Raw genomic sequence first — 19,739 nt, forward strand, 5'->3', positions numbered from 1 at the left:
CGTAATGATTTAATAAATAAAGGTCATAAATAATAGTAATTATTTTTATCTACTACTTCAAAAAAGTATATTATATACTACCTTTTTAACTTTTTTTGGAATTAAATAATCAGTTATACTTTAATGAATTAATAAAAAGCATATGTTTCCTAAAATGATAAATATATATCAAGTATGTTATAATCTTTTGTCGCCTATCCTACAGTTTTGCGACTGAATGGAGGTGTAACTTGTGCTTAAAAATATCATTTGTCCCCTTCTTGTAGGGTTGTTAGTAGTAACATACGATTATTGACTGAGTAATCGTAACAAGAAGTAAAGCAACAAAAGGCGACATCAGATCACAAAAAAGGCCCCTAGAGAATCCTACTTCTCTAGGGGCTTCGTGTAACTTGTGCTTGTATCATTAGTGAGTTTATTGTACCACATACTAATAAAGTTAGCTAATTTTATTAGCTAACACAAATTCTATTAAAAACGGAGCTTAATTAGATACACGTTTTATGTATCCTATATTTTTTTATTTTTGACCTCTTAAACATTAAAAGTATATTTCCGAGGACCCGTGCTGCAAAATGTATAGATAAAAATTGACATTCTATTGCTAAAGTGATAGTAGTATCAAAGTAATAAACGACTAGTGTAATTTTTCATAAATATCTATTATATACTACCTTAAGATCTTTAATTGAATACTACCTAATATTTACAAAAAATTCTTTGGTAGTAATTAATTTTGTTTCTTACTAAATAAAGGTAGTAATTAATGTTTATTAAAGGTAGTACATTATTGAACATTATTTTCATTATAGTAGTATATAATAGATTAAATTAGTAGTTCGTAATTATAATAAAGGTAGTACGTAATAGGAAATAAAGGTAGTATATTATACTATTATTAAAGGTAGTACTTAATTGTAAAAATAGGATTTTATTTATTAACTACAAAAAACAAGTAGCTACATTATATATGTAACCGCATTATTTAGAAAATATATGGGAAACATATGTAAAAAAATAAATACATACTAATTTAATGAATAGGAGAATTAAATTAGTATGTATTATGTATTTAAAGTAGTAGATAATTGCTATTTGAACATATTTTGGTAGTAGATATTTCATTATAAAGGTAGTACATAATTAATTTAATTTGTTAGAAAGGGTAGTACATTAATGTATATAAAGGTAGTAACTAATATATACATAGAATTAATTAAGGTAGTAACTATTTTTTTTGAGAAGAAAAATACTTGTACATAATGTTATCTTCCTCTATTCTTAATATAAATATAAAAAGAAAATTGATATGTGGTTAAGAAGAATAACTTGCTATCGGTCAAGAAAAAGCTTTTTGACAAAAATATAAAAGAATATATTGAGCTATTTAGATGAAACAAATTTATTAGATAGTCAAAAAAAACAAAGGCACTCAAAAAACTATTTACAAAGCATTATAACAAGTGCTATCGTTATAAATAGGAACAATTATAAAAAACAAAAAAAGAGACGGAAATAATTGACTTTGGTCGGATCAATTATTTCTGAATCACATGAACAGTACTCATGTGTTCGTGCTCGTCTCAATAAATAATTAAGTGGTCTCGCAAACCACTTAGTTGTTTTCTAAATGTGCTTAAAGTATAGCACATTTAGTTCGAGCAGTTCAATAGATAAAGCAATATTTTTCTAGGTTTTTCTAGGAATTTAAGCCGAATATTGGAAGAGAACACAGAACAATTTTTAAAATTGGCATGTGTTCTCTTTTTCAATACAATTCGGAGGAAATTTTGCTATGGTAAACTTAGATCAATGCTATACGGCTTTATTGAAACAAGGCATTCGTACATACAAATATCGAAACAGCACCATGAAGCCTGTCGGGTATGAGAATACCAGCAGGAATGGTGCTATCTTTGCGTACCGCAGTAAACAATTGATGAATGCAGGGCGTGGCATGGTTATTACGTCTGAAGAAGCGATTTTAGAAAATGAATCCAAACTGACTCATTGGACACCAAATGTTTATCGCTATGGAACTTATGCGGACGAAAATCGTTCAATCGTTAAAGGGCATTCGGAGAAAAATATTAGTCAAATCAATACTTTTGTCGTGGATATTGATTCTAAAGAAAATCATCAAGGAGAGATTTTCTTAGCTTGTGTGGATGAATTAGGGTATATGCCAACGCTCATTTTAGAATCAGAGCAAGGTTATCAAGTCTATTTTGTATTAAAAACACCTGCTTATGTGACGAAAAATAGTAATTTTAAAGTAATTGAAGTGGCAAAACGTATTTCTACAACGATTCGGACACAATTGGCTAATCAGTTACCAGGTATTGATGTAGGTTGTAACCATTTTGGAATTGCTCGATTCCCAAACAAACAAAATATTGTATTTTGTGAGCTAGAAAATCAATATTCTTTTTCTGATTGGTTGAATTGGTCAATGAAAATGGCATCTAACCAAAAAACTGAAGCAGAAAGAAACGCGAAATTGATTGTTTTTCCTGAGAAAAAAGAGTATCGCCAAGTTGATGAACCGTGGTTTGACTTGTTACTACGAAAAGCAAACATTATTGGGGGAGAAGGTCGATTAGGACGGAATAACGTGATTTTTACACTCTCTTTGGCTTATTATTCTTCTGGTTACGGACAAGAAACTTGTGAGTATAACATGTTTGAATTTAACGAACGCTTAAATGAACCGTTGTCTGAAGGCGAAGTGCGAAAAATTGTTAAAAGTGCGTATTCTGGAAATTATCAAGCAGCCAATCGTGACTTTGTTTTAGAATTATGCCAGGAATGGGTAGCTTCGGATATTCAAGAAAACGAGTTGTTTATCCAACGTCGTGGTTGGTGGAAGTTTAAGAAATCACGTGAGCAACGCCAATACAGTCATAAAAAGGAATGGCAAGAAGATATCATGCGTTATTTGAGCGAAAAAAGTGATCTTCGTATGCCTTATTTAAAACTGTCCAAAAAAGAATTGGCGGAACAATTGAACATGCCTTTAAGAAGTCTGGATCGTGCATTAAGTTCCTTAAAGCAAGAACACAAAGTGTTCTACAATGTCAAAAAAGGGCGTGGTGGCGGACTTTTACTTGCTTCAGTACGTGTATTATTCACAAGTTTGATCCAAGCGAAGAAAGAAGAAAAAGAAGCCTTTATTCAAGGGATCATTGCGCAGTTTAAACTAACCATCGATGAATGGACAAGCACCATTCATCAGCTATTACCGGAGCAAGAAGTCCAAGAAATCAGGCTATTTGAAGTCGATACAGGTTGAAAAAATAAAAGACGCCAATTGCCTTTTACAATATATCTTTGATACTTCTAGCGGTTTCCTTAGTCTATTTAGTTATGTCTGAGAGTGTCTCTTGGTCTTTTGCTGTTTCTCTTTAATTATTTTGCTAGTTATATGTTATTATTACGTATGTAATGATGGGTAGCTATCTGAAGGAGGGGTTTTTATGTCTATGAAGTTGTATGTGTACTCTCATGCGGTAAATGTGTATATCTTGCGGTATTTAGGTATGCCAGTGGAGCAGTTTTGTGAACTTTATGGCTTTAATCAAGGTACGGTGGCTAGTTGGGTAACAAGGGAGCGTTCGGTAGAGACGTTGCCTGCGTCGTTTATTTATGCTTTGTCCTTGGCTTCTAGCCGAAGTATGGGGGAAATCTATGAGGAATTGTTAAAATTACAAGATGACTATTATCGTTATCGTGAACGTGTAGGATTCAAGAAGGGAAAGAAAGTGAAAAAACGCTTAGATTGATTTTTGATAAATTTTATTATATTACAATTATTACAAATAGAATTGTTTATTTTATCATATATCGTAATTAGAAATTGATTAGATAAAATCATAATCGTTGGTTTTGGTTTCAAAATCGTAAATGAGAGAATCAAACAGAGGAAAACAAACGTTTGTTCCCATTTTATTTTTGTGTTATGCTGTTTTTGTAAAGATTTTTACAAAAAAACGCTTTATTATCGTTTGTCAAGTAGTCTTAACAAAAAATTAACATAAATATTTTGCGAAATTTCGTCAAATATTTAAGGTTTTTTGGGTTTTCAAACGAAAATAAATATGCAATACTTAGCTTGTCAATTGATCGAGCAGCTGTTCAAATTTATTCATGAGTAAATGATTTTGTGAGTAGAGGAGGATGAAAGCCTATTGTTATTGACTTTTTGGAAGCGTAAAAAAATACAATGATAAATTTATTTGCAGATTGTGAATGAATATGTTATCGTTTTTTTAGAAATTTTCAAATTAGAATGAATTTAAAAGTAAATATACTTTTTTTGTTGCGATGTGTTGCTGTGCAATGTAGAGCTCAACAAAAAAAGGAGTGGTTTAGAAATCTCGCTGAGAAAGAGCGCCAACTCTTTCAAAGGTCATCGATTTCTACCCCGACCGTTCCAATTGTAAGCTGATAACGGTGCTGCTCCTTTTTGCTGCAGGGTCTTCCTGCAACGTGAACAATAATACCATAAATTTGTAGTAATGAACAATCATGTATTTTATACTTGTATTAGTTTTATTAAAAGTTTATGGAGCAGTATATCTAATTTTCAGGTGTAGTGTATATTATTTTCGTATTGTGAGGAAGACTCTAGTGGCATAAAGAGAGAGACTGTTATTACTTCTTTGAAGGTAGTAGATAGTCTCTCTCTTTTTTGTTGAGTTCCACATTGTTCGACAACAAGTGGAACAATGATTTGAAAATTTAAAGGAGTCCAAAAAATGTATGGGAAATTTTGCACAGTGGAAGATCTGAAACGACAAGCAATCACGATTAAGCTCTATGACAACAGTGTTTGGGCAAACTTAGGGGACGGACGATTTATTGATCGTCAAACAAAGAAAATCCGACCAGTTTCTTTGCTTTATCGTTCGATTCGAACCGTTGTTGGTGTGAATCATCAAGTGATTGCGAAACGTAGAAAGAAGCGTGGAGGACTCTTGTTTCTAGAGAAATCTTACAAAATAAAACACATGTAAAAGCGGAAAGATTTTTCTTGTTTGCAAGTAAATCGCTTTACTTGTGAACACTCTTGATCCTTGAAAAATGAATAAAAAGAACACAATTAAGGGTGTAAGAAAACCGTCTGTTTTCTAAATGAGGAGGTGGAAAAGATTTAGAAGGAGATACGAATGTTTTCTTACTAGTCGTAGATATTCTCGCTGTCTAATCTACGATCGTGTTCAAAGAAAGACAGTACCTGAAGGTGTAGTGACCCTTTGGGAGATTTTGTGAAGGCAAATGGCGGAGAAATAAGTAGCGCAGGTAAGGGTTACCTCGGTAACTATCTGTTAGCAGAAGGATTTCTGATACTTGAAACATTTCGAGTGATTTGTGATTCACAGGTTGAGCATTTACCTAACATGCAAAGTTATCGTTTTACTTAACAACGAACACTAACTTTTATTTGATTTACGATTTACTTGTAAACAAGAGAAATTTTTTGCTAGGAGGCGTCCAAATGACAGAAATTCAACGATTGATTTGCTTTTTAGAATCTGGCAAACGCAAGGAAATTTCAATGGCTGAATATGTTTCTCTGCAAAAGAGGAAACATAAGTGGTCAGAAAGGCGTTATCGCCAGTTGTTGGCTGAATTATCAAGAAGTCAAGCAATTCCTCCGAATTATGCCACCAAAAACGGGCAGGTTGTCCGAATATTAAAATTGAGAACTGCTTAGATTTAGAAAAAGTAGAGGGGACACCTGAATATGGGAACAAAGAAAAAACGCATCAAGATTGCGGTCAGTGAAGAAACGATCCAAAAACTTCAGTGGATCGTAGAAGAAGACCAAAAGAAAAACAACAAGAGAATTTATCCTTGTGACTCTTTAGAGCGAATAATCAATAACGAATATGTTATACGTAAAGCATTTCGAGACAAGTAATTAAGAGAAGGAGTGAATGCCTATGGTAAAGGTTATGGGGAAATATACCGGACGTGTGTATTATTCCTGTCCAAGCAAAAAAGAAGCCAATGAATGGATTCTTGCGAAAAAAATCTTTGAGCCATTAGTTATCCTTGTTCTTCCTCGAAAGAGGGAAGTGACGACATGAGTACAAAATATCATTATCGATCTTTAGTAGACGGTTTTAATCAAAATTTCAATTTACAAGAAGAGGAAAAAATGATTCGACGTTTCGAGAAAGATATTTTAGCTGAGATCAAAAAAAGAAAAGATCGAAAGCTTCTAGTCAGTCAATATATTGCGAATTTTTCCCCTAAAGAAAAACGTTGTTTTTTCGGTCTTTTGAAACGGTTTGAACGAGTGAAAGTCTATTACCAATTGGAAGAAGGTATGTCGCGTCAATATTTGATTAAGGCATAGGAAAGGTGACGGAATATTGAAAACGAACATTAAAATTCTAGAACGAGTATTTCTAGGTAGAGATACGGAAGTACTTTTCATTCAACATGAAGAACGGCAGAACAATATGACTATGCTAGAAAAACAGGAGATTGGGAATCTGGTAAGACTTTCAATCACAGGAAAGATCAACCGAAAATTAGTTTTTCAAATGTAGCAAATGAAAAATTATGATCCAGATAGTCAATCGGGAAAACATACGATTAAAGTTTCTTTTCAACGATGGGATTACAAAGGTTTTGTGACGTTTAGAAAAGGTGGTAACTGTAAAGGGTTAGATGTTTTAGTATTGGATGAAGAAGATTTATACAATCAACCATTGCTTGATAATCCAATCGGGTTTGAATTACTTCCTGAAGATGATGAGGGCAATGAATGGTTCAAAATGACCCTGACAAATGACGAAGGGGACGAATTGTTAGTTGAAGATGTATGGGAAGAGTTAGGTGATTACATTGTAGGTCTTGAAATTATTGCTTTTGTAGCAGATAAAGAACAGTAAACGGAGGAATAGACAATGAAATTTTTCAAAGTAAAAGCACCATACTATTATGCGTTAATCTCAGCAAGCAATGAAGAAGAATGCGCAGACTTGTATGAACAAGTAGTGGCAGATATCGAAGATCGTGAGGAATTTTTTCGATGTTTACAAAGCTTAGATCAAAATGAAGCGATTGAAGAAAATGCAGAAACAATCAGTGAAAAAACGCTAGAACCGATTGGTATGGAAGAAGCTACAAAGGAAATTTTCACAATTATTAATGAACAAAAATCTTATGTACTAAGTATTGACTCTGCACTTATTTAAGGAGAAAAGATGACATGAAAATAAATACAGATAGCACAGTTTCTCTAACTACTTTTCGGTTGAGAAAAGAGTATAAACAAGAATTAAATGAAACTAAAATTCCAAGTTTTGTACAAAAAAGAATCGAATATTTTGCAGAGTACCTTTCAAAAGGAATGACATTTTCAGATTTGTATTTGTTTGTTGCAGCTGAATCAGATGAAGAAGGACTCGCAATAATGTTTGAAGAAATTTTTAGTAGCTCCTATCTTTTTACAAGTAGTGAATTCATAAAATGGTATCGAGATCCAAACAATTGGAGACAACGACAAGTCGATTTAGCAAATGCAGTTATCCATATATATCAACAAAAAACAAGGAAAGAACAGATGATTGTATGAAGCAAGAGCAATAAGGAGAAGAAGTATGAGTACGATGGGCGAAGTTTATTTCTTAAAACAAATTGATGATCTAAAAAAGGGAAGAACGAAATATTTCTTTTTAGATCAAGAAGATTATGAATGTTGGTTAGATAAAATAGAACAACATAATCTTCTTGTAGTCAAAAAGTTCACTAGTAGTAATTATCGCATATATCTCAATAATGAGAAAAATCGAGAAATAGTTCAAAAGATTCTTATAAGAAAACCAAATCAACGAAAGAAAGGAAAGAAAAGAAGTAATTATCTATTTGATTGCAATTACGCTTACAATGTTAAGTATTCTAGTTGCTTTGTACTTAATATTTATAAGATTTATTTCTGGAGAAGACTATTAATTTATTATCATTTTTTAACTAACAAATTTCAGTTACTTCTTTAGTGAAGTAATTGAGATTTGCTAGTTATTTACTAGTGAAAATAAATTTCATTTTTTACTCCTTTCTTTCCATGTAGAATCTTACGAGGGAAGTTCCCTCGTAAGTATTATACGATTATGAGTTCAAAATGATCTTTTATGAATGAAAGCGTAACATTAAAATAAAAATTTGTTATAATTATTATATTGTATTCATTTAAAAAAAACGCTATCATTTTAGTAACATTAATTTTTTAGTTGGTAAGCAAAATATTGATTGTCTTTTTTTGCTAAGCCAAAAGTATCCCCTATTTTTAGAGATTTTGGAGCATATTTCAGTTCTGGAATTTCAAATAGATTTTTCTTTTTGTCCGTTACTTTTATTGGTAACTGGATTTCTTCTCCAGATTCAAGGGAAAGAACTGCAATATTTTTATTTTGGAAGAGTACAGTAGTAATTTGAGTCTTCCCCAAAACTTGAATATCCGCGCCTTGACAGGCTTTGACTTTTGATAAAGATGGATAGCGATAATTAGCTGAAATAACCGAGGAAGAAGATTCAACGGTTGATTGGTTATTTGTTTCTGTTTTCTTCGACAGAGAAAAAGCAATGATAAGTACAGATATCAGTACAATACTGAGTGATAAGATTATGAGGGATTTTTTCTTCATAATAGTTATTCTCCATAATAAAATTGTTTTTTCATTAAAGAAGCAGAAACGACTTATTGTTGTCTCTGCTTTTTAGCTTGTAAACTTGCTGCGTAAGCTTCTATTTCGTCCTTTAAATATAAGCGAATAAGTGTAGGACCAGGTTCGTCGCCTATTTCAACAAAAGGTTTAATTCGTCCTAATTGAATAGCACGAGAAAACGCAGCATGGCTTTGACCGGTTATTTTTGAAGCTTGATTTCTATTAAGTAAATTTTCTTCAATCCATTTTTTCTGATCAATCAAATTATACATGAGACCACTCCTTTTAATAGGTGTTAACTTTAATATATCAGAAATCAAGAAAAAATTCAAAAATACATAAAAATGTAGTTGACAAAAATGTATTAACTTTGATACTATCTTTTTCGTAGATAAAGCAAATAAAAATTAAAACGAAAGAAGGAATATTAAGATGAAATTATTAAAGGTACTTGCAATTGGAGCGACTATTGGTGGAGTTGCGTTAGCAACAGCTCACGAGAAAGTAAGTGCAGCAGAGTGGACACCAAGAACAGTCCAACAAATTTCAGCAGATATTGCAAAAACAAATGGAAAAGAATATACGATTGTTTGGGGCGATACATTAAGTGGTATCAGTCAAGCAACGAATATGTCTGTTCGAAAACTTGCGGACATGAACAAAATTGCGAATGTAGACTTAATCTACGCAGGCAATAAACTAGTTTTCTCTGGAAATGTAGCAACTGTTCAGAATAACAAAGGAGAAACAGTTGCACAATCAGTAATCCAAAATGAAGATAAAGTAGTTGCAACCCAACCAGTTGGACAACCAGTACAAGGTACAACAAGCAATAATACAACAAATTCAGCAACTCAAAACACAACAACACCTTCAACTGATAACACAGTAACAGGTAATACACAAACTGGTGGTCAAACAACTGAAAATGCTGGTTCAACAACGCCAAGTACACCAGAAAACAATAGTGGCACAACTCAAACGCCAACACAACCAGATAACAATCAAACTGGTTCAACAGGTAATACAACAACACCGTCTCAACCAAATAATGGTGGTAACCAAAATGGAATAACAGATGGAAATAGTGGAACAACTACTCCAAGTCAGCCACAAGCTCCAACGATTGTAGTAGGAAAAGTTGGAAATTCAGGGATGATTTTCGATACAGTTGAAGAGGCTAACAAATGGGCAAATCAACAGTTTGCTGATCCGAATTCTCAGTGGGGGAATAATTATTCTGGATTTTGGGCTGATGTAATTATTTATAGTGACGGTACTCAGAAATATACGGTTGATTTTTATAAATAATTAAATATAATCTGATGTTAAGAAGCAATGACAAAAATGTTATTGCTTCTTTTTTTTGTGTTTTTTGGGGAGGTGATTTGTATGTAAGTGGTTGACTTAATAAACGTAACTTGAAATGGAGGTATTAAGAATAAAATGAAATTTGTGAAATTCAATAAAATAAAGAAAAAAATGACTACATTTATGCTTTTCTTGAGTTTGAGTGGAGCAATCAGCCAACCGATTGGAGTACTGGCTGAAACAGAAATGGTGAATAAAAGTCAAAGTAGCGAAGTGAATAAAGGGTTGTCTGAAGAAATGTCAGAAACGAGTAGTTCGAATCAGGTGACTAATCAACAGGTAAATGAATCAAAAAGCGATATTTCTGAAATTACTGAATCAACGCAAGCTACTGAAAAAACAGAAAATACAGAAGGAAAAACTGAAAAAGAAAATTCGGTAAAAAGTGAAGTGTCTGAAGTGGTAACAAAAGAAGTACCTAAAGGTATGGAACAGTATTTCTTTGGTTTGAAAGATATTCAATCAGCAAATTCTTTTTCTGAACAAGAAGAACTTGCGAATAACTCTTCAGAGTGGCAAAGTATGTTACAAGAAAATCGTTTATTACGTTCGGGTATGTCATTATCTGAGAATGGAAGACAGTATGTGAATATGACTAGAATAACACCAAGTGGAACATATTATACGCATGATTATATTATTCGTTGGCGTTTAAACGGGGAAGATGTATTTTGTCTTCAAGAAGGAGCATTTACACAAGCTGGAATTTCATACAATCAACAATCTTTAGAAAGTATTGTAGGTAATACTAATGTTAGGAGGAAAATATCTCACATAGGATATTTTGGATATTATAGTAATCCTACAATGAATAATTATGTTCTTACTCAAACGATGGTTTGGGATACACTTGGAGGTAGTTTTGTAAATTATGGAAATATTGGACAGAGCGTATATGAAAATTTTAGAAATACTACTAATAGTAAGATTTCTAATTTTGAACAAAAGCCTTCGTTTGATGGTGGAACGTATACAGTTAAGTTGGGTCAAGAAATAGAAATAAAAGATAGTAAAGGCACTTTTTCTAATTGGGCAGGAAACGTGGTAATGAATACTGCAAATATTAAGGTGAGAAAATCGGGTAACAGTTTATTTATTCGAGCTGATACTAATTCGAACGACGGGAAAGTTCGATTATCATATCTTCCTGAAGGAAGCAGAGGCATTGGCTCTTCTTTTGCTTATGTGAATCCTAATACACAAACATTGGGGAAATTATATGTTCCCGATCCTAATTTCACGACTATAAACGTTAAAGTACTAAAAAACGGAAATGCTAAAATTAAGAAAGTAGATGCAGACACAGGAAAATCTATTTCTGGTGCGAAATTCAAACTTTCTTATGGTGGAAAACAGGTAGAAGTTATTACAAATGCAAATGGGGAAGCTGATCTGAAAGACGTTCCTCATGGGACAAAAGTAACGATTCAGGAAATTCAAGCTGCTAACGGTTATGTGTTGGACAAAACACCACAAACAGTCACAATCGAAGCAAATCAAACAGTTACGGCAACTTTCAAAAATAAAAAACAAGTGGGTCGTTTAGATCTTATTAAAGAAGATAAAGAGACAGGAAATCAACCGCAAGGTTCAGCCCGATTAGAAGGCGCTGCGTATGGCTTGTTTGAGACGAATGGTCAAAAAGTAAAAGAAGTGACATTGAAAAAATCAGGAGATAAAGTCACTGGTTCTTTTGAAAATGTGCAAATTATGCACGATTATTACGTGCAGGAAATTAAAGCGCCAGAAGGCTATAACATTGATCCAACAAAATATCCAGTGAATATTGCTTATGCTGGTCAAGATAAAGAAGTTGCAGTTCAATCAATGACTGTAAAAGATCAAGTGATTAAAGGTGGCATAGAAATCGTTAAAATCGGTGATAAACCACTTGTAAAAAAAGTAATGGACAAAGTGACTGGTAAGTCTGATAATGTGAAACCTAAATTAGAAGGGGCAGAATTTACAATTACTTCTAAAACAACAGGGAAACCAGTCAAAGTAATTACGACCGATAAAGATGGTAAAGCAAGTACAGGTAAAACATTGCCTTATGATTCGTATGTAATGACTGAAACTAAAACACCTGAAGGGTATCTAACGATTGATCCAATCGAATTTACGATTTCGGAAGAAGATCAAAAATTATTCTGGGTATTGGAAGATAAAATCATTGAAGCTCGTTTACACCTAGTAAAAGTAGATGGTGAAACAGGAAAAACAATTCCATTGAAAGATACCACGTTCAAAATTTGGGATCGATGGGCAAATGATGGAAAAGGGGACTATGTTTCAATGCGTGTTCCTAATTCATTGGAAGTCAGTGACGAGTTTAAAACCAATGACAAAGGGGAATTGGTCACAAGTGATAGTTTACCATTTGGTAAAAATCGTTATGAAATCCGTGAATTACGTGCGCCAGAAGGTTACTTGCTTGCGACTGAACCAGTTGTTTTTTCTGTAACTGAAGCTGATGCAGGTGGTGTGATTACGATTAAGTTCAAGAACATGCCACAAAAAGGGCAAGTGAAAATTCATAAAACTGGAGAAAAAGGGATCTCTACTGTCGAAAAAGAAGGCGAATATGGTAAATATGTCGATATTCAATACGATCAAGTGGATTTAGCAGGTGTCAAATTCAAAGTTCGTGCGGCAGAAGACATTACAACGCCAGACGGTACCGTTCGTTTAGCAAAAGGTGAGTATGTTCAAAAAGACGGAAAAGATCTTGAATTAGTGACAAATGATTTAGGAGATACTCTTTCTGATCCTAATTTGTATATTGGGAAATATGAAGCAATTGAAATTGAAGCACCAAGTGGTTTTGTGATGGCGGAAGAACCAATACCTTTTGAAATTAAATATGCAGGTCAATTGGTTGAATTATCTTCGACTGATGTAGAAATTGAAAACTCATTACAAAAAATCAATGTATACGGCTATAAGAAACAAGAAGTCGTAACTGGTTGGGAAGATGGAAAACCAACCATTGAGCTTGAAAATGCGAAAAATGGTCAAGTGTTCGGTTTATATGTTGGCGAAGAAGGACTACAAATTGGTTATGATATCTTACCAGAAGGTAATGCTCTTGCTTATGCAAAAGTAGAAGACGGAAAACTTTCATTTGAAGGATTGACCTTACCTAATATTTCAAGTAATTACTACTTACAAGAAGTGAACGCTGGGAAAGATCATGTATTAGATGAAACAAAATATACGTTCCAATATGTTCCATCAAGCAATGAGAAAGAACATAATATTCATGTATTTGCGGACGGATACGCTGAAAATAAAGAAATCTTGACGAAAATGGCTCGAAAAGAGATTGAAAACAAATTAGCATATACAAACGTTGAGCTAATCAAAACGGATAACTTAGGTAACAAACCGCTTGAAGGGGTTGAGTTCCAATTAATTCGTGTAGATGGTAAAAAAGAAACAGTGATCGACACGTATAAGACCGATAAAGACGGAAAAATCGCTGTGAAGAAGTTACCAACTGGAAGCTACAAATTCAAAGAAACAAAACCGTTGAATTGGTACTATCCAAATACAGACGATTTGAGCTTTGAAGTAACGCCAGAAACCAATGGGCAAGAGATTTCACTTAAAGCAGTCAATAAACGTAAGCCAATGAAAATCACTACACTTTTAGCAACCGTAAACGGCAAAAAAGAAGCTGACCCTACTGTTGATAATACATTGCGTGACAAAGTAGAAATCAAAGGTGCAGAAGTCGGTCATACGTATTATATTGTTACTCCATATGTTGATCCAGCAACGAAAAAAGTGATTACCACTGTTGAATCAACGTATACGGCAAAATCAGAAAATGAAACAATCCATGTGGATATTCCAATCGCAAAAAATACGATGAAAGACGGTCAAAAAGGGGTAGCTACTCACTATATTTATTACGACAAAGAGAAAACAAAAGAAGTTGGTAAAGAAGATGATTTGAAAAATAAAGATCAAACTGTCACATTCAAAACGCCTAAATTCTTACCAAAAACGAATGAATCAAGCAACGTACTAATAAGTATGATCGGCTTGGTTCTTTTTGTTTGTGCTAGTGTTGTAGTTTTTGTTCGTCGTAAATCACACAAATAATTAATGAAATAGAGATAGTTGAAATGACTATCTCTATTTTTATTCAAGGAGAGTGAGAAAAATGCTTTCTAAATTTCTGAACAATATAAAAATAATTGAGTGTTTTCGCCAAAAATAGCTTAAAAAAGGAGGTTTCTCATGGAAATAGTACAATGTGAATATTATAGAGAGCAGTCATCCAATCATCTATACAAAGCAATTGGCAACCAATCATTGCCAGATGAATACAGGGATAAGGAAAGTGAGGAATTTTATAAAGACTATTACTATTTTTTTGTAGTTGATCCAAAAGAAACTGATTTGAAAAAGCTGATGTTTCTTGATTATGTAGACACTAAAAAATTAGATTTAGTTCCTGCTACAAAAAAGGAAGTAGAGTTCTATAAAGCTGTAGAACACATACTTCAATATCAAGAAATGCAGATGTTATAGAAAGTTTCTATGTAAATAAAAATTTTTTGAAAAAAATGTGAAGTTACTTTATTGTTGAGAGATTTTGGTTAGAATGAAGGAGGATAATGATAAGTGAATAACAATTGTGATAATCAGGTGTCTCCTGACTTAAAAGAAAGCGTTTGGCAAGTAGAAGATCATACGCTGTGTGAAGAATGTTCAGAAGAACTATTTTTCAAAATGAAGGATAACTATCATGAATTTTCTCTAAGTATATCCGTCGTTTTGAATTGTTTGTTCATTGCAGAAAAAGAAGGATATGTTCCTAGATTACCAGATTATTGGTGGGTTCAAATTCGACAAAAGATTCCTGCAGAAACTATATTGAATAAAGGAAAGGAAGAAAATTTGTAGATGAAGAAAACGAGTAAATTATTGTCTGCTTTATTGTTATTAGGTCAAGTTGTTGGTTATACTCCATCTGTTTTAGCAGACGAAAAGCCATCAAATGTAGCGACAGAACAATCGACGACAGTGAAGACAGATCATTCGACAACAGATAGTACAGATACAACTAAGGAAGAAGCCACAACGGATTCTTCCATTGAACAATCTGAGCAAAAACCAAGTGAATCAACCGATCAATCTACTGATTCGACGACAGATAGTTCACAGACAACAGAATCAAAACCAGAAACAACTACTCCTGGTACGACAGATTCTAGTCAACCAGAAAATAATACGCAAGATACGACGAAGCCTTCAGAAACGAAGCCTGTAGAACAACCAAACACAAAACCAAGCGAATCGGGCAGTCAAGAAGTAACACAACCAACGAAGCCTGCGGAAGTTACTCCTTCACAACCAGTTGCGCCACAGACTTCAATAACTGGACAAAATACGCAACCAAAAGCAGAAATAAAGGCACAAGCTCAACCAACTGTGCAAGAAGAGTCGAAAGCTTATCATCAAGCACCAACTGCACCAATTCAAGAATTAGTACCTTCTAGCAAACAGGATAGCGAAGGAAACATTCATTTTGAAAAAGATGAGTCTGTAGAAAGCTTTATTCGTAAAATTGGCGAATCTGCTCGTAAAATCGGACAAGAAAATAATCTGTATGCTTCAGTAATGATTGCCCAAGCGATTTTAGAATCAGCAAGCGGTCAGAGTCAGTTAGCCCAAGCCCCAAATTACAACTTGTTTGGAATCAAAGGAACACATAACGGAAAAGGCGTCTCTTTTGCGACACAAGAAGATTTAGGTAATGGGACACTTTATACTACTCAGGCAACTTTTAGACAGTATGAGAACTACGAGGATAGCTTAAATGACTATGCACAACTGTTAAAAGAAGGGTTAACTGGAAATAGTCATTTCTATGATGGAGTTTGGAAAACGAGTGCCAAAACTTACCAGGAAGCAACGAAATTTTTGACAGGACGTTATGCGACTGATACGAAATACGACCAAAAATTAAATGGTTTGATCGAGACCTATCATTTAACGGACTATGATAAAGAAGTAGCAGGACCACAATTAAGTAAAGAAGGATACATCGTACCATTAAAAAATTACACGATATCTAGCCCATTTGGTAATCGTGGAACAGAATTTCATCGAGGAATCGATTTAGCAGCACCACAAGGTGAACCAATCTACGCTAGCAAAGCCGGAATGGTCATTAAAGCAGAGTTTCACCCTTCATGGGGGAATGTGGTAGCTATTGAGCATGAAGATGGTACAACGGCTTTATACGCCCACCAACAAGAATATCAAGTCAAAGTGGGCGACAAAGTAAAACAAGGGCAGATTATTGGCTATGTTGGCTCGACAGGAAATAGCACAGGTAGCCATTTACATTTTGAATTATGTTTAGATCATAGTTTAAGTCAATCACAATTGGTTGATCCAGAAACAGTCTTATTTTAAAAATAAGGCTGTTTTTTTAGGAGGAATAACATGCGATTATATATTGTTCAAAAATTTTTTGATAATGAATATCTTGAAGATCATATTATCTTTTATGACGAAGACATGATGATTCAGTATTTAAGAGAGGTTAATCAATCTAGTTTCTTTATTTATAGAGGAATCGATGTTGATCCGTTTTTTAAAGATATAGAACCCCCTTTTTTTGATCCTCATAAAAGTATTTCAGAACTTTTTGATGAATTTAGAAAAAATATTAAGCCAGAATATCAATTTTTGGCACAAGAATTGTTTTATAGATCCTGCCCTTTTACTGTTAAAAGTAATTAGAAACAAAGGAGAGATATATTGATAGTAGAAGAAAAATTACGAATTTGTGTAGTTGATGAGGGAAAAATCAGTCGGAAAATTCCAGAAGACTTTGGGCGTCTATTTTTACAACATTACATGAAATCCAATGGTTGGACAGTATCGGGAGCTGCTTTTGCTAGTAGAAATAATATTCTTGTTTGGAAAAAAGAAAAGGAAAATAAATCACTTCAGGATTTGTTGCCAATTCATATAATAGATTCTAAAATCTATGAACTTCTTGAAAATAAAGCGAATTGGCTAGATATCAAAGTTTCACTCGTAGTGAAAACTATTGTTCAATGAACTTGAGTTTATAGGAGGATTATTGATTGTGGATAATAAACAACTGAATATTAACAAAGACAATACAAATGAAGTAATAAATAAACTATTGCCAGTATCAGAGTCAACAAAACAACAGATTTATATTGGATATCAACGTTTATTGCTTAATGCGATTATTCAATATATTTTTTATGTTTATCCCAGCGAGAAACATACTATTTTGCAATGTTCATATATTTTGAGTCAAGAAAACTTAAATCAAGTATTTTTGCATTTGGCTAGCTCTCATCCAGCAAGAGTAAGTTATGAAAAGTTTTTAGAACAAATTTCATTTGCAAAAGAAGGTGAAAATATCAACAGTATTGAAAATAATAAACTATTTCAACAAACTAAAATTGGTTTAGAAACAATTGTAAGAGGATTTGATCTAGAGACAGTTTTATTCTGATGAATAAGGCTGTTTTTGTTTGATATAAATAAAAGAAGGGAGAATTTATATGTTATTTTGTGCAGGTCTATTTGTGGGTGCTATGTTTGGAATAGGAATCATGGCACTATTAGTTGCAGGAAAGCAAGAAGATCAACAATTTAAAAGAGGATAAAAAACAGATTTATCTAATTTTTAGGAGGAAGTTTTATTTTGGAAAACCAAAAATCAAATTTATATCCTGTGAAGGATTTATTATTAGAAGAGAAAGATTACAATTTTTATGCCTATAGTAGAGACATTATCAAATCTCGTGTTTCAAGAAAATTGAGAAAGAAAAAGAATGGCATAATTGAAACTGAATATTGTTATTGCTTACCTGATAATGCTATTAAGAATCAACCAACTTATCAAAAACAGTTACCAAATGCTCGATATATTAAGAATTTGTGTATTTTAGATGATCGAAGAAATGTTATTCAAGAAGTACCTATTTTAAGAGTGATTCAATCTCGAAGTGGGGCTTTAAATTTTGGAATTGATCGACAAGCTTTAACGGAAAAAGTGATGAAATAAACGAAAAGAAATTATTCTGATTGTTAGATATGTTTTTTTAGTTAATTTATTAGACCTTGGAAGGAGGTGTGAAGTACTGGGATATTATTTGTTCTTTTATCAATGAAGTACGAAACGATGCTATTGGTTGATATTAAGAGTGATAAATAACCTTTATAATTGATACTAAGAGGAAAGGGGATTAAATAATCGTGATTTCATATGAGTAAAGATGAAGCTTTGATTAAAGGAACGTTGGATACAATATTGCGATATACGTATCCAGATACCTATAAAAAATATTTAAGCTATTTTATTAGAGTCAGACCTAAAGAATTAAAAACAAAACATGCTCACTATATTAGAAAAGAACGTATGATTGAAATTTTTAATTTATCTAGGGAATCAAGGTTTCTTCTAATTACATGTCTACATGAGATTGCTCATCATGTAGAGTATGAAGACTTAGATGATAGTGATCATGGAGATACCTTTTATGAGCGATTCCATCAACTATATATGACTGCTGTGGGATTAAAACTTTTAGAGTTAACTGATATTGCGGATGAGAATGATGCAGGAGATTATTCCGGAATGCTCACTTATTGTGGTGATCTATCTAAGTGGAAGATTCCAGATATTCCTGACATGAAAAAGAGAATGGTTATCGTAAAAGATGGTCGATCGATTCGGAATATTTTAAAGGGAAGAGGTTACTATTGGTTTACTGTAAGTCAAACTTGGCAAAGGGAAATGTCTACTTTAGAAGAAGCTGAACGTGAAGTTGAGTTTTTATTAAAGTATTCCAATCAAGAAAATCTATTGATTCGTCCTGTTATTTCACCGACTTTTTTATCTTATTATTATATAGCAGTAGAAAATGGCTATGAATATCGGTATGGTCTCAAAGAATTGGGCTATTTTTGGGAAGGCTATGGCGTAAAAAAAATGTGGGTTAAGAAAGTAGACGCACAGAGTTATTATGCTGAACTTGAGAAATTAACTCAATTTGCTGGTATTGAATTTAAAAAAGTAACACCGAATCAAACAGAAGAAAAAGTAGAAAAAAAGATAAAAGCAAAAAAGAAAAAGCAAGAAGAGGAAGGCTACATCATTGATTATTATGTGTAGTCTCTTTTTTTGTAAAAAAATTAGAAAGAAGGTATAAGATGTGCCAATTACGTCTAAAGAATTAGCGAAGAAAAAAGCAACTGCTAAGTTGATTATTGAAGCGAAAGGAGATAATTTTGATGATTGGCTAGCTCAAAAATATGATGAGGTTTTTGACGAAAATGAAGCTATTATTCATAAGGCGTTGAAATCTTTCACAGAGAAAAACAATAAAAATAATCAATTTGAACAGAGATAATCTATCTAAAATAGGAGGACATATTAATGGATTTTATTATTCAAAAACTAGAGTTTGTTTTGCGTGGTATACAAGGAGTAGCGGGAGGATATGCTGCCGTTATGCTGGCTTTGATGGGCTTTCATTTTATGACTAAAAATCGTCAAAAAATAGAAGAAGCCCAAGATGGTGTAAAGTATATCGTTCTTGGTATTTTTATTGTAATTGGTGCGCAATTAATTGTAAATTGGATTAAAGGCTAGTTTACATGATCATTTGGAGAAAG

At 33.0% G+C, this 19,739-nt stretch carries 28 protein-coding genes; 26 read left to right on the plus strand and 2 right to left on the minus strand.

The genetic code is table 11. The features are described 5' to 3' along the window. Positions 1–1,795: 1,795 nt before the first annotated feature. The 13 genes from IGJ18_RS13620 (at position 1,796) to IGJ18_RS13680 (ending at position 8,012) form a co-directional block, all read left to right on the plus strand. Entirely contained in the window at positions 1,796–3,292 is a 1,497-nt protein-coding gene (locus IGJ18_RS13620) for a primase C-terminal domain-containing protein (RefSeq protein WP_438843468.1), read from the plus strand. Positions 3,293–3,476: 184 nt separating this feature from the next. Continuing rightward, positions 3,477–3,782 carry a hypothetical protein gene (locus IGJ18_RS13625; RefSeq protein ID WP_016631593.1) on the plus strand — a complete coding sequence of 102 codons (306 nt, stop codon included), beginning with the start codon at positions 3,477–3,479 and terminating at the stop codon, positions 3,780–3,782. A gap of 975 nt (positions 3,783–4,757) precedes the next feature. Beyond that, complete coding sequence (locus IGJ18_RS13630) at positions 4,758–5,015, plus strand: hypothetical protein (RefSeq protein ID WP_438843469.1); 258 nt, start codon at positions 4,758–4,760, stop codon at positions 5,013–5,015. Positions 5,016–5,255: 240 nt separating this feature from the next. After that, a complete protein-coding gene (locus IGJ18_RS13635) occupies positions 5,256–5,423 on the plus strand; it encodes a hypothetical protein (protein WP_438843470.1) in 168 nt (55 codons plus the stop codon). A gap of 74 nt (positions 5,424–5,497) precedes the next feature. Next, complete coding sequence (locus IGJ18_RS13640; protein WP_128436187.1) at positions 5,498–5,716, plus strand: hypothetical protein; 219 nt, start codon at positions 5,498–5,500, stop codon at positions 5,714–5,716. Between the two features lie 30 nt (positions 5,717–5,746). Beyond that, on the plus strand, positions 5,747–5,923 hold the full coding sequence (locus IGJ18_RS13645) for a hypothetical protein (RefSeq protein ID WP_010720529.1): 177 nt from the start codon (positions 5,747–5,749) through the stop codon (positions 5,921–5,923). 22 nt (positions 5,924–5,945) lie between these two features. Beyond that, entirely contained in the window at positions 5,946–6,092 is a 147-nt protein-coding gene (locus IGJ18_RS13650) for a hypothetical protein (protein WP_010738083.1), read from the plus strand. Continuing rightward, positions 6,089–6,364, plus strand: a complete 276-nt coding sequence (locus IGJ18_RS13655) for a hypothetical protein (protein ID WP_438843471.1) — start codon at positions 6,089–6,091, stop codon at positions 6,362–6,364. The genes IGJ18_RS13650 and IGJ18_RS13655 overlap by 4 nt, the downstream gene beginning before the upstream one ends. Before the next feature lie 16 nt (positions 6,365–6,380). Then, positions 6,381–6,560 carry a hypothetical protein gene (locus tag IGJ18_RS13660; RefSeq protein WP_025480534.1) on the plus strand — a complete coding sequence of 60 codons (180 nt, stop codon included), beginning with the start codon at positions 6,381–6,383 and terminating at the stop codon, positions 6,558–6,560. Positions 6,561–6,563: 3 nt separating this feature from the next. Continuing rightward, positions 6,564–6,905: a DUF5406 family protein gene (locus IGJ18_RS13665; protein ID WP_010738081.1), complete on the plus strand. Its 342-nt coding sequence runs from the start codon at positions 6,564–6,566 to the stop codon at positions 6,903–6,905. 15 nt (positions 6,906–6,920) lie between these two features. Continuing rightward, positions 6,921–7,211: a hypothetical protein gene (locus IGJ18_RS13670; RefSeq protein WP_325822039.1), complete on the plus strand. Its 291-nt coding sequence runs from the start codon at positions 6,921–6,923 to the stop codon at positions 7,209–7,211. A gap of 14 nt (positions 7,212–7,225) precedes the next feature. Next, on the plus strand, positions 7,226–7,591 hold the full coding sequence (locus IGJ18_RS13675) for a hypothetical protein (protein WP_325822038.1): 366 nt from the start codon (positions 7,226–7,228) through the stop codon (positions 7,589–7,591). Between the two features lie 25 nt (positions 7,592–7,616). Further along, on the plus strand, positions 7,617–8,012 hold the full coding sequence (locus IGJ18_RS13680; RefSeq protein WP_325822037.1) for a hypothetical protein: 396 nt from the start codon (positions 7,617–7,619) through the stop codon (positions 8,010–8,012). Between the two features lie 222 nt (positions 8,013–8,234). Here IGJ18_RS13680 and IGJ18_RS13685 read toward each other — a convergent pair whose 3' ends face one another. Together IGJ18_RS13685 and IGJ18_RS13690 are read right to left on the minus strand one after the other, a co-directional pair. Continuing rightward, positions 8,235–8,660, minus strand: coding sequence for a hypothetical protein (locus IGJ18_RS13685; RefSeq protein ID WP_181915222.1), 426 nt, complete (start codon positions 8,658–8,660; stop codon positions 8,235–8,237). A 53-nt stretch (positions 8,661–8,713) separates the two neighbouring features. Next, positions 8,714–8,953, minus strand: a complete 240-nt coding sequence (locus IGJ18_RS13690; protein ID WP_325822036.1) for a hypothetical protein — start codon at positions 8,951–8,953, stop codon at positions 8,714–8,716. Between the two features lie 160 nt (positions 8,954–9,113). Here IGJ18_RS13690 and IGJ18_RS13695 point away from each other — a divergent pair, with 160 nt between their 5' ends. From IGJ18_RS13695 to IGJ18_RS13755, 13 genes are all read left to right on the plus strand, one after another. Continuing rightward, positions 9,114–9,992: a LysM peptidoglycan-binding domain-containing protein gene (locus IGJ18_RS13695; protein WP_325822035.1), complete on the plus strand. Its 879-nt coding sequence runs from the start codon at positions 9,114–9,116 to the stop codon at positions 9,990–9,992. Between the two features lie 135 nt (positions 9,993–10,127). After that, positions 10,128–14,162 carry a SpaA isopeptide-forming pilin-related protein gene (locus IGJ18_RS13700; RefSeq protein ID WP_438843473.1) on the plus strand — a complete coding sequence of 1,345 codons (4,035 nt, stop codon included), beginning with the start codon at positions 10,128–10,130 and terminating at the stop codon, positions 14,160–14,162. 138 nt (positions 14,163–14,300) lie between these two features. Continuing rightward, positions 14,301–14,594 carry a hypothetical protein gene (locus IGJ18_RS13705; protein WP_226062792.1) on the plus strand — a complete coding sequence of 98 codons (294 nt, stop codon included), beginning with the start codon at positions 14,301–14,303 and terminating at the stop codon, positions 14,592–14,594. Positions 14,595–14,687: 93 nt separating this feature from the next. Beyond that, positions 14,688–14,969, plus strand: a complete 282-nt coding sequence (locus tag IGJ18_RS13710) for a hypothetical protein (RefSeq protein ID WP_053765647.1) — start codon at positions 14,688–14,690, stop codon at positions 14,967–14,969. Beyond that, positions 14,970–16,487 carry a peptidoglycan DD-metalloendopeptidase family protein gene (locus tag IGJ18_RS13715; protein WP_325822033.1) on the plus strand — a complete coding sequence of 506 codons (1,518 nt, stop codon included), beginning with the start codon at positions 14,970–14,972 and terminating at the stop codon, positions 16,485–16,487. It abuts the gene before it with no gap. 30 nt (positions 16,488–16,517) lie between these two features. After that, positions 16,518–16,817, plus strand: a complete 300-nt coding sequence (locus IGJ18_RS13720; protein WP_325822032.1) for a hypothetical protein — start codon at positions 16,518–16,520, stop codon at positions 16,815–16,817. An 18-nt stretch (positions 16,818–16,835) separates the two neighbouring features. Then, positions 16,836–17,141: a hypothetical protein gene (locus IGJ18_RS13725; RefSeq protein WP_128479640.1), complete on the plus strand. Its 306-nt coding sequence runs from the start codon at positions 16,836–16,838 to the stop codon at positions 17,139–17,141. A 28-nt stretch (positions 17,142–17,169) separates the two neighbouring features. Beyond that, entirely contained in the window at positions 17,170–17,571 is a 402-nt protein-coding gene (locus tag IGJ18_RS13730) for a hypothetical protein (protein ID WP_226062796.1), read from the plus strand. A gap of 49 nt (positions 17,572–17,620) precedes the next feature. Next, entirely contained in the window at positions 17,621–17,725 is a 105-nt protein-coding gene (locus tag IGJ18_RS13735; RefSeq protein WP_226062797.1) for a DUF3789 domain-containing protein, read from the plus strand. A gap of 38 nt (positions 17,726–17,763) precedes the next feature. Next, positions 17,764–18,126, plus strand: a complete 363-nt coding sequence (locus IGJ18_RS13740) for a hypothetical protein (protein WP_226062798.1) — start codon at positions 17,764–17,766, stop codon at positions 18,124–18,126. Between the two features lie 201 nt (positions 18,127–18,327). Continuing rightward, positions 18,328–19,236 (plus strand): hypothetical protein, encoded by a 909-nt coding sequence (locus IGJ18_RS13745; RefSeq protein ID WP_071856116.1) that lies wholly within the window; start codon positions 18,328–18,330, stop codon positions 19,234–19,236. A gap of 40 nt (positions 19,237–19,276) precedes the next feature. Beyond that, positions 19,277–19,474, plus strand: coding sequence for a hypothetical protein (locus IGJ18_RS13750; RefSeq protein WP_071856117.1), 198 nt, complete (start codon positions 19,277–19,279; stop codon positions 19,472–19,474). Between the two features lie 26 nt (positions 19,475–19,500). Further along, positions 19,501–19,716, plus strand: coding sequence for a hypothetical protein (locus IGJ18_RS13755; RefSeq protein WP_071856118.1), 216 nt, complete (start codon positions 19,501–19,503; stop codon positions 19,714–19,716). Positions 19,717–19,739: the final 23 nt, after the last annotated feature.

This window comes from Enterococcus sp. AZ078 (assembly GCF_051714985.1).
Classification (GTDB): domain Bacteria; phylum Bacillota; class Bacilli; order Lactobacillales; family Enterococcaceae; genus Enterococcus_B; species Enterococcus_B hirae.

Bases quoted from the DNA above. Each gene is read 5' to 3' on its own strand.
- IGJ18_RS13625 (WP_016631593.1), top strand. From the start codon at position 3,477: ATGTCTATGAAGTTGTATGTGTACTCTCATGCGGTAAATGTGTATATC.
- IGJ18_RS13650 (WP_010738083.1), top strand. From the start codon at position 5,946: ATGGTAAAGGTTATGGGGAAATATACCGGACGTGTGTATTATTCCTGT.
- IGJ18_RS13675 (WP_325822038.1), top strand. From the start codon at position 7,226: ATGAAAATAAATACAGATAGCACAGTTTCTCTAACTACTTTTCGGTTG.
- IGJ18_RS13700 (WP_438843473.1), top strand. From the start codon at position 10,128: ATGAAATTTGTGAAATTCAATAAAATAAAGAAAAAAATGACTACATTT.
- IGJ18_RS13685 (WP_181915222.1), bottom strand. From the start codon at position 8,660: ATGAAGAAAAAATCCCTCATAATCTTATCACTCAGTATTGTACTGATA.
- IGJ18_RS13695 (WP_325822035.1), top strand. From the start codon at position 9,114: ATGAAATTATTAAAGGTACTTGCAATTGGAGCGACTATTGGTGGAGTT.
- IGJ18_RS13620 (WP_438843468.1), top strand. From the start codon at position 1,796: ATGGTAAACTTAGATCAATGCTATACGGCTTTATTGAAACAAGGCATT.
- IGJ18_RS13670 (WP_325822039.1), top strand. From the start codon at position 6,921: ATGAAATTTTTCAAAGTAAAAGCACCATACTATTATGCGTTAATCTCA.
- IGJ18_RS13705 (WP_226062792.1), top strand. From the start codon at position 14,301: ATGGAAATAGTACAATGTGAATATTATAGAGAGCAGTCATCCAATCAT.
- IGJ18_RS13745 (WP_071856116.1), top strand. From the start codon at position 18,328: ATGAGTAAAGATGAAGCTTTGATTAAAGGAACGTTGGATACAATATTG.
- IGJ18_RS13715 (WP_325822033.1), top strand. From the start codon at position 14,970: ATGAAGAAAACGAGTAAATTATTGTCTGCTTTATTGTTATTAGGTCAA.
- IGJ18_RS13680 (WP_325822037.1), top strand. From the start codon at position 7,617: ATGAGTACGATGGGCGAAGTTTATTTCTTAAAACAAATTGATGATCTA.
- IGJ18_RS13640 (WP_128436187.1), top strand. From the start codon at position 5,498: ATGACAGAAATTCAACGATTGATTTGCTTTTTAGAATCTGGCAAACGC.
- IGJ18_RS13645 (WP_010720529.1), top strand. From the start codon at position 5,747: ATGGGAACAAAGAAAAAACGCATCAAGATTGCGGTCAGTGAAGAAACG.
- IGJ18_RS13630 (WP_438843469.1), top strand. From the start codon at position 4,758: ATGTATGGGAAATTTTGCACAGTGGAAGATCTGAAACGACAAGCAATC.
- IGJ18_RS13690 (WP_325822036.1), bottom strand. From the start codon at position 8,953: ATGTATAATTTGATTGATCAGAAAAAATGGATTGAAGAAAATTTACTT.
- IGJ18_RS13735 (WP_226062797.1), top strand. From the start codon at position 17,621: ATGTTATTTTGTGCAGGTCTATTTGTGGGTGCTATGTTTGGAATAGGA.
- IGJ18_RS13720 (WP_325822032.1), top strand. From the start codon at position 16,518: ATGCGATTATATATTGTTCAAAAATTTTTTGATAATGAATATCTTGAA.
- IGJ18_RS13665 (WP_010738081.1), top strand. From the start codon at position 6,564: ATGAAAAATTATGATCCAGATAGTCAATCGGGAAAACATACGATTAAA.
- IGJ18_RS13655 (WP_438843471.1), top strand. From the start codon at position 6,089: ATGAGTACAAAATATCATTATCGATCTTTAGTAGACGGTTTTAATCAA.
- IGJ18_RS13755 (WP_071856118.1), top strand. From the start codon at position 19,501: ATGGATTTTATTATTCAAAAACTAGAGTTTGTTTTGCGTGGTATACAA.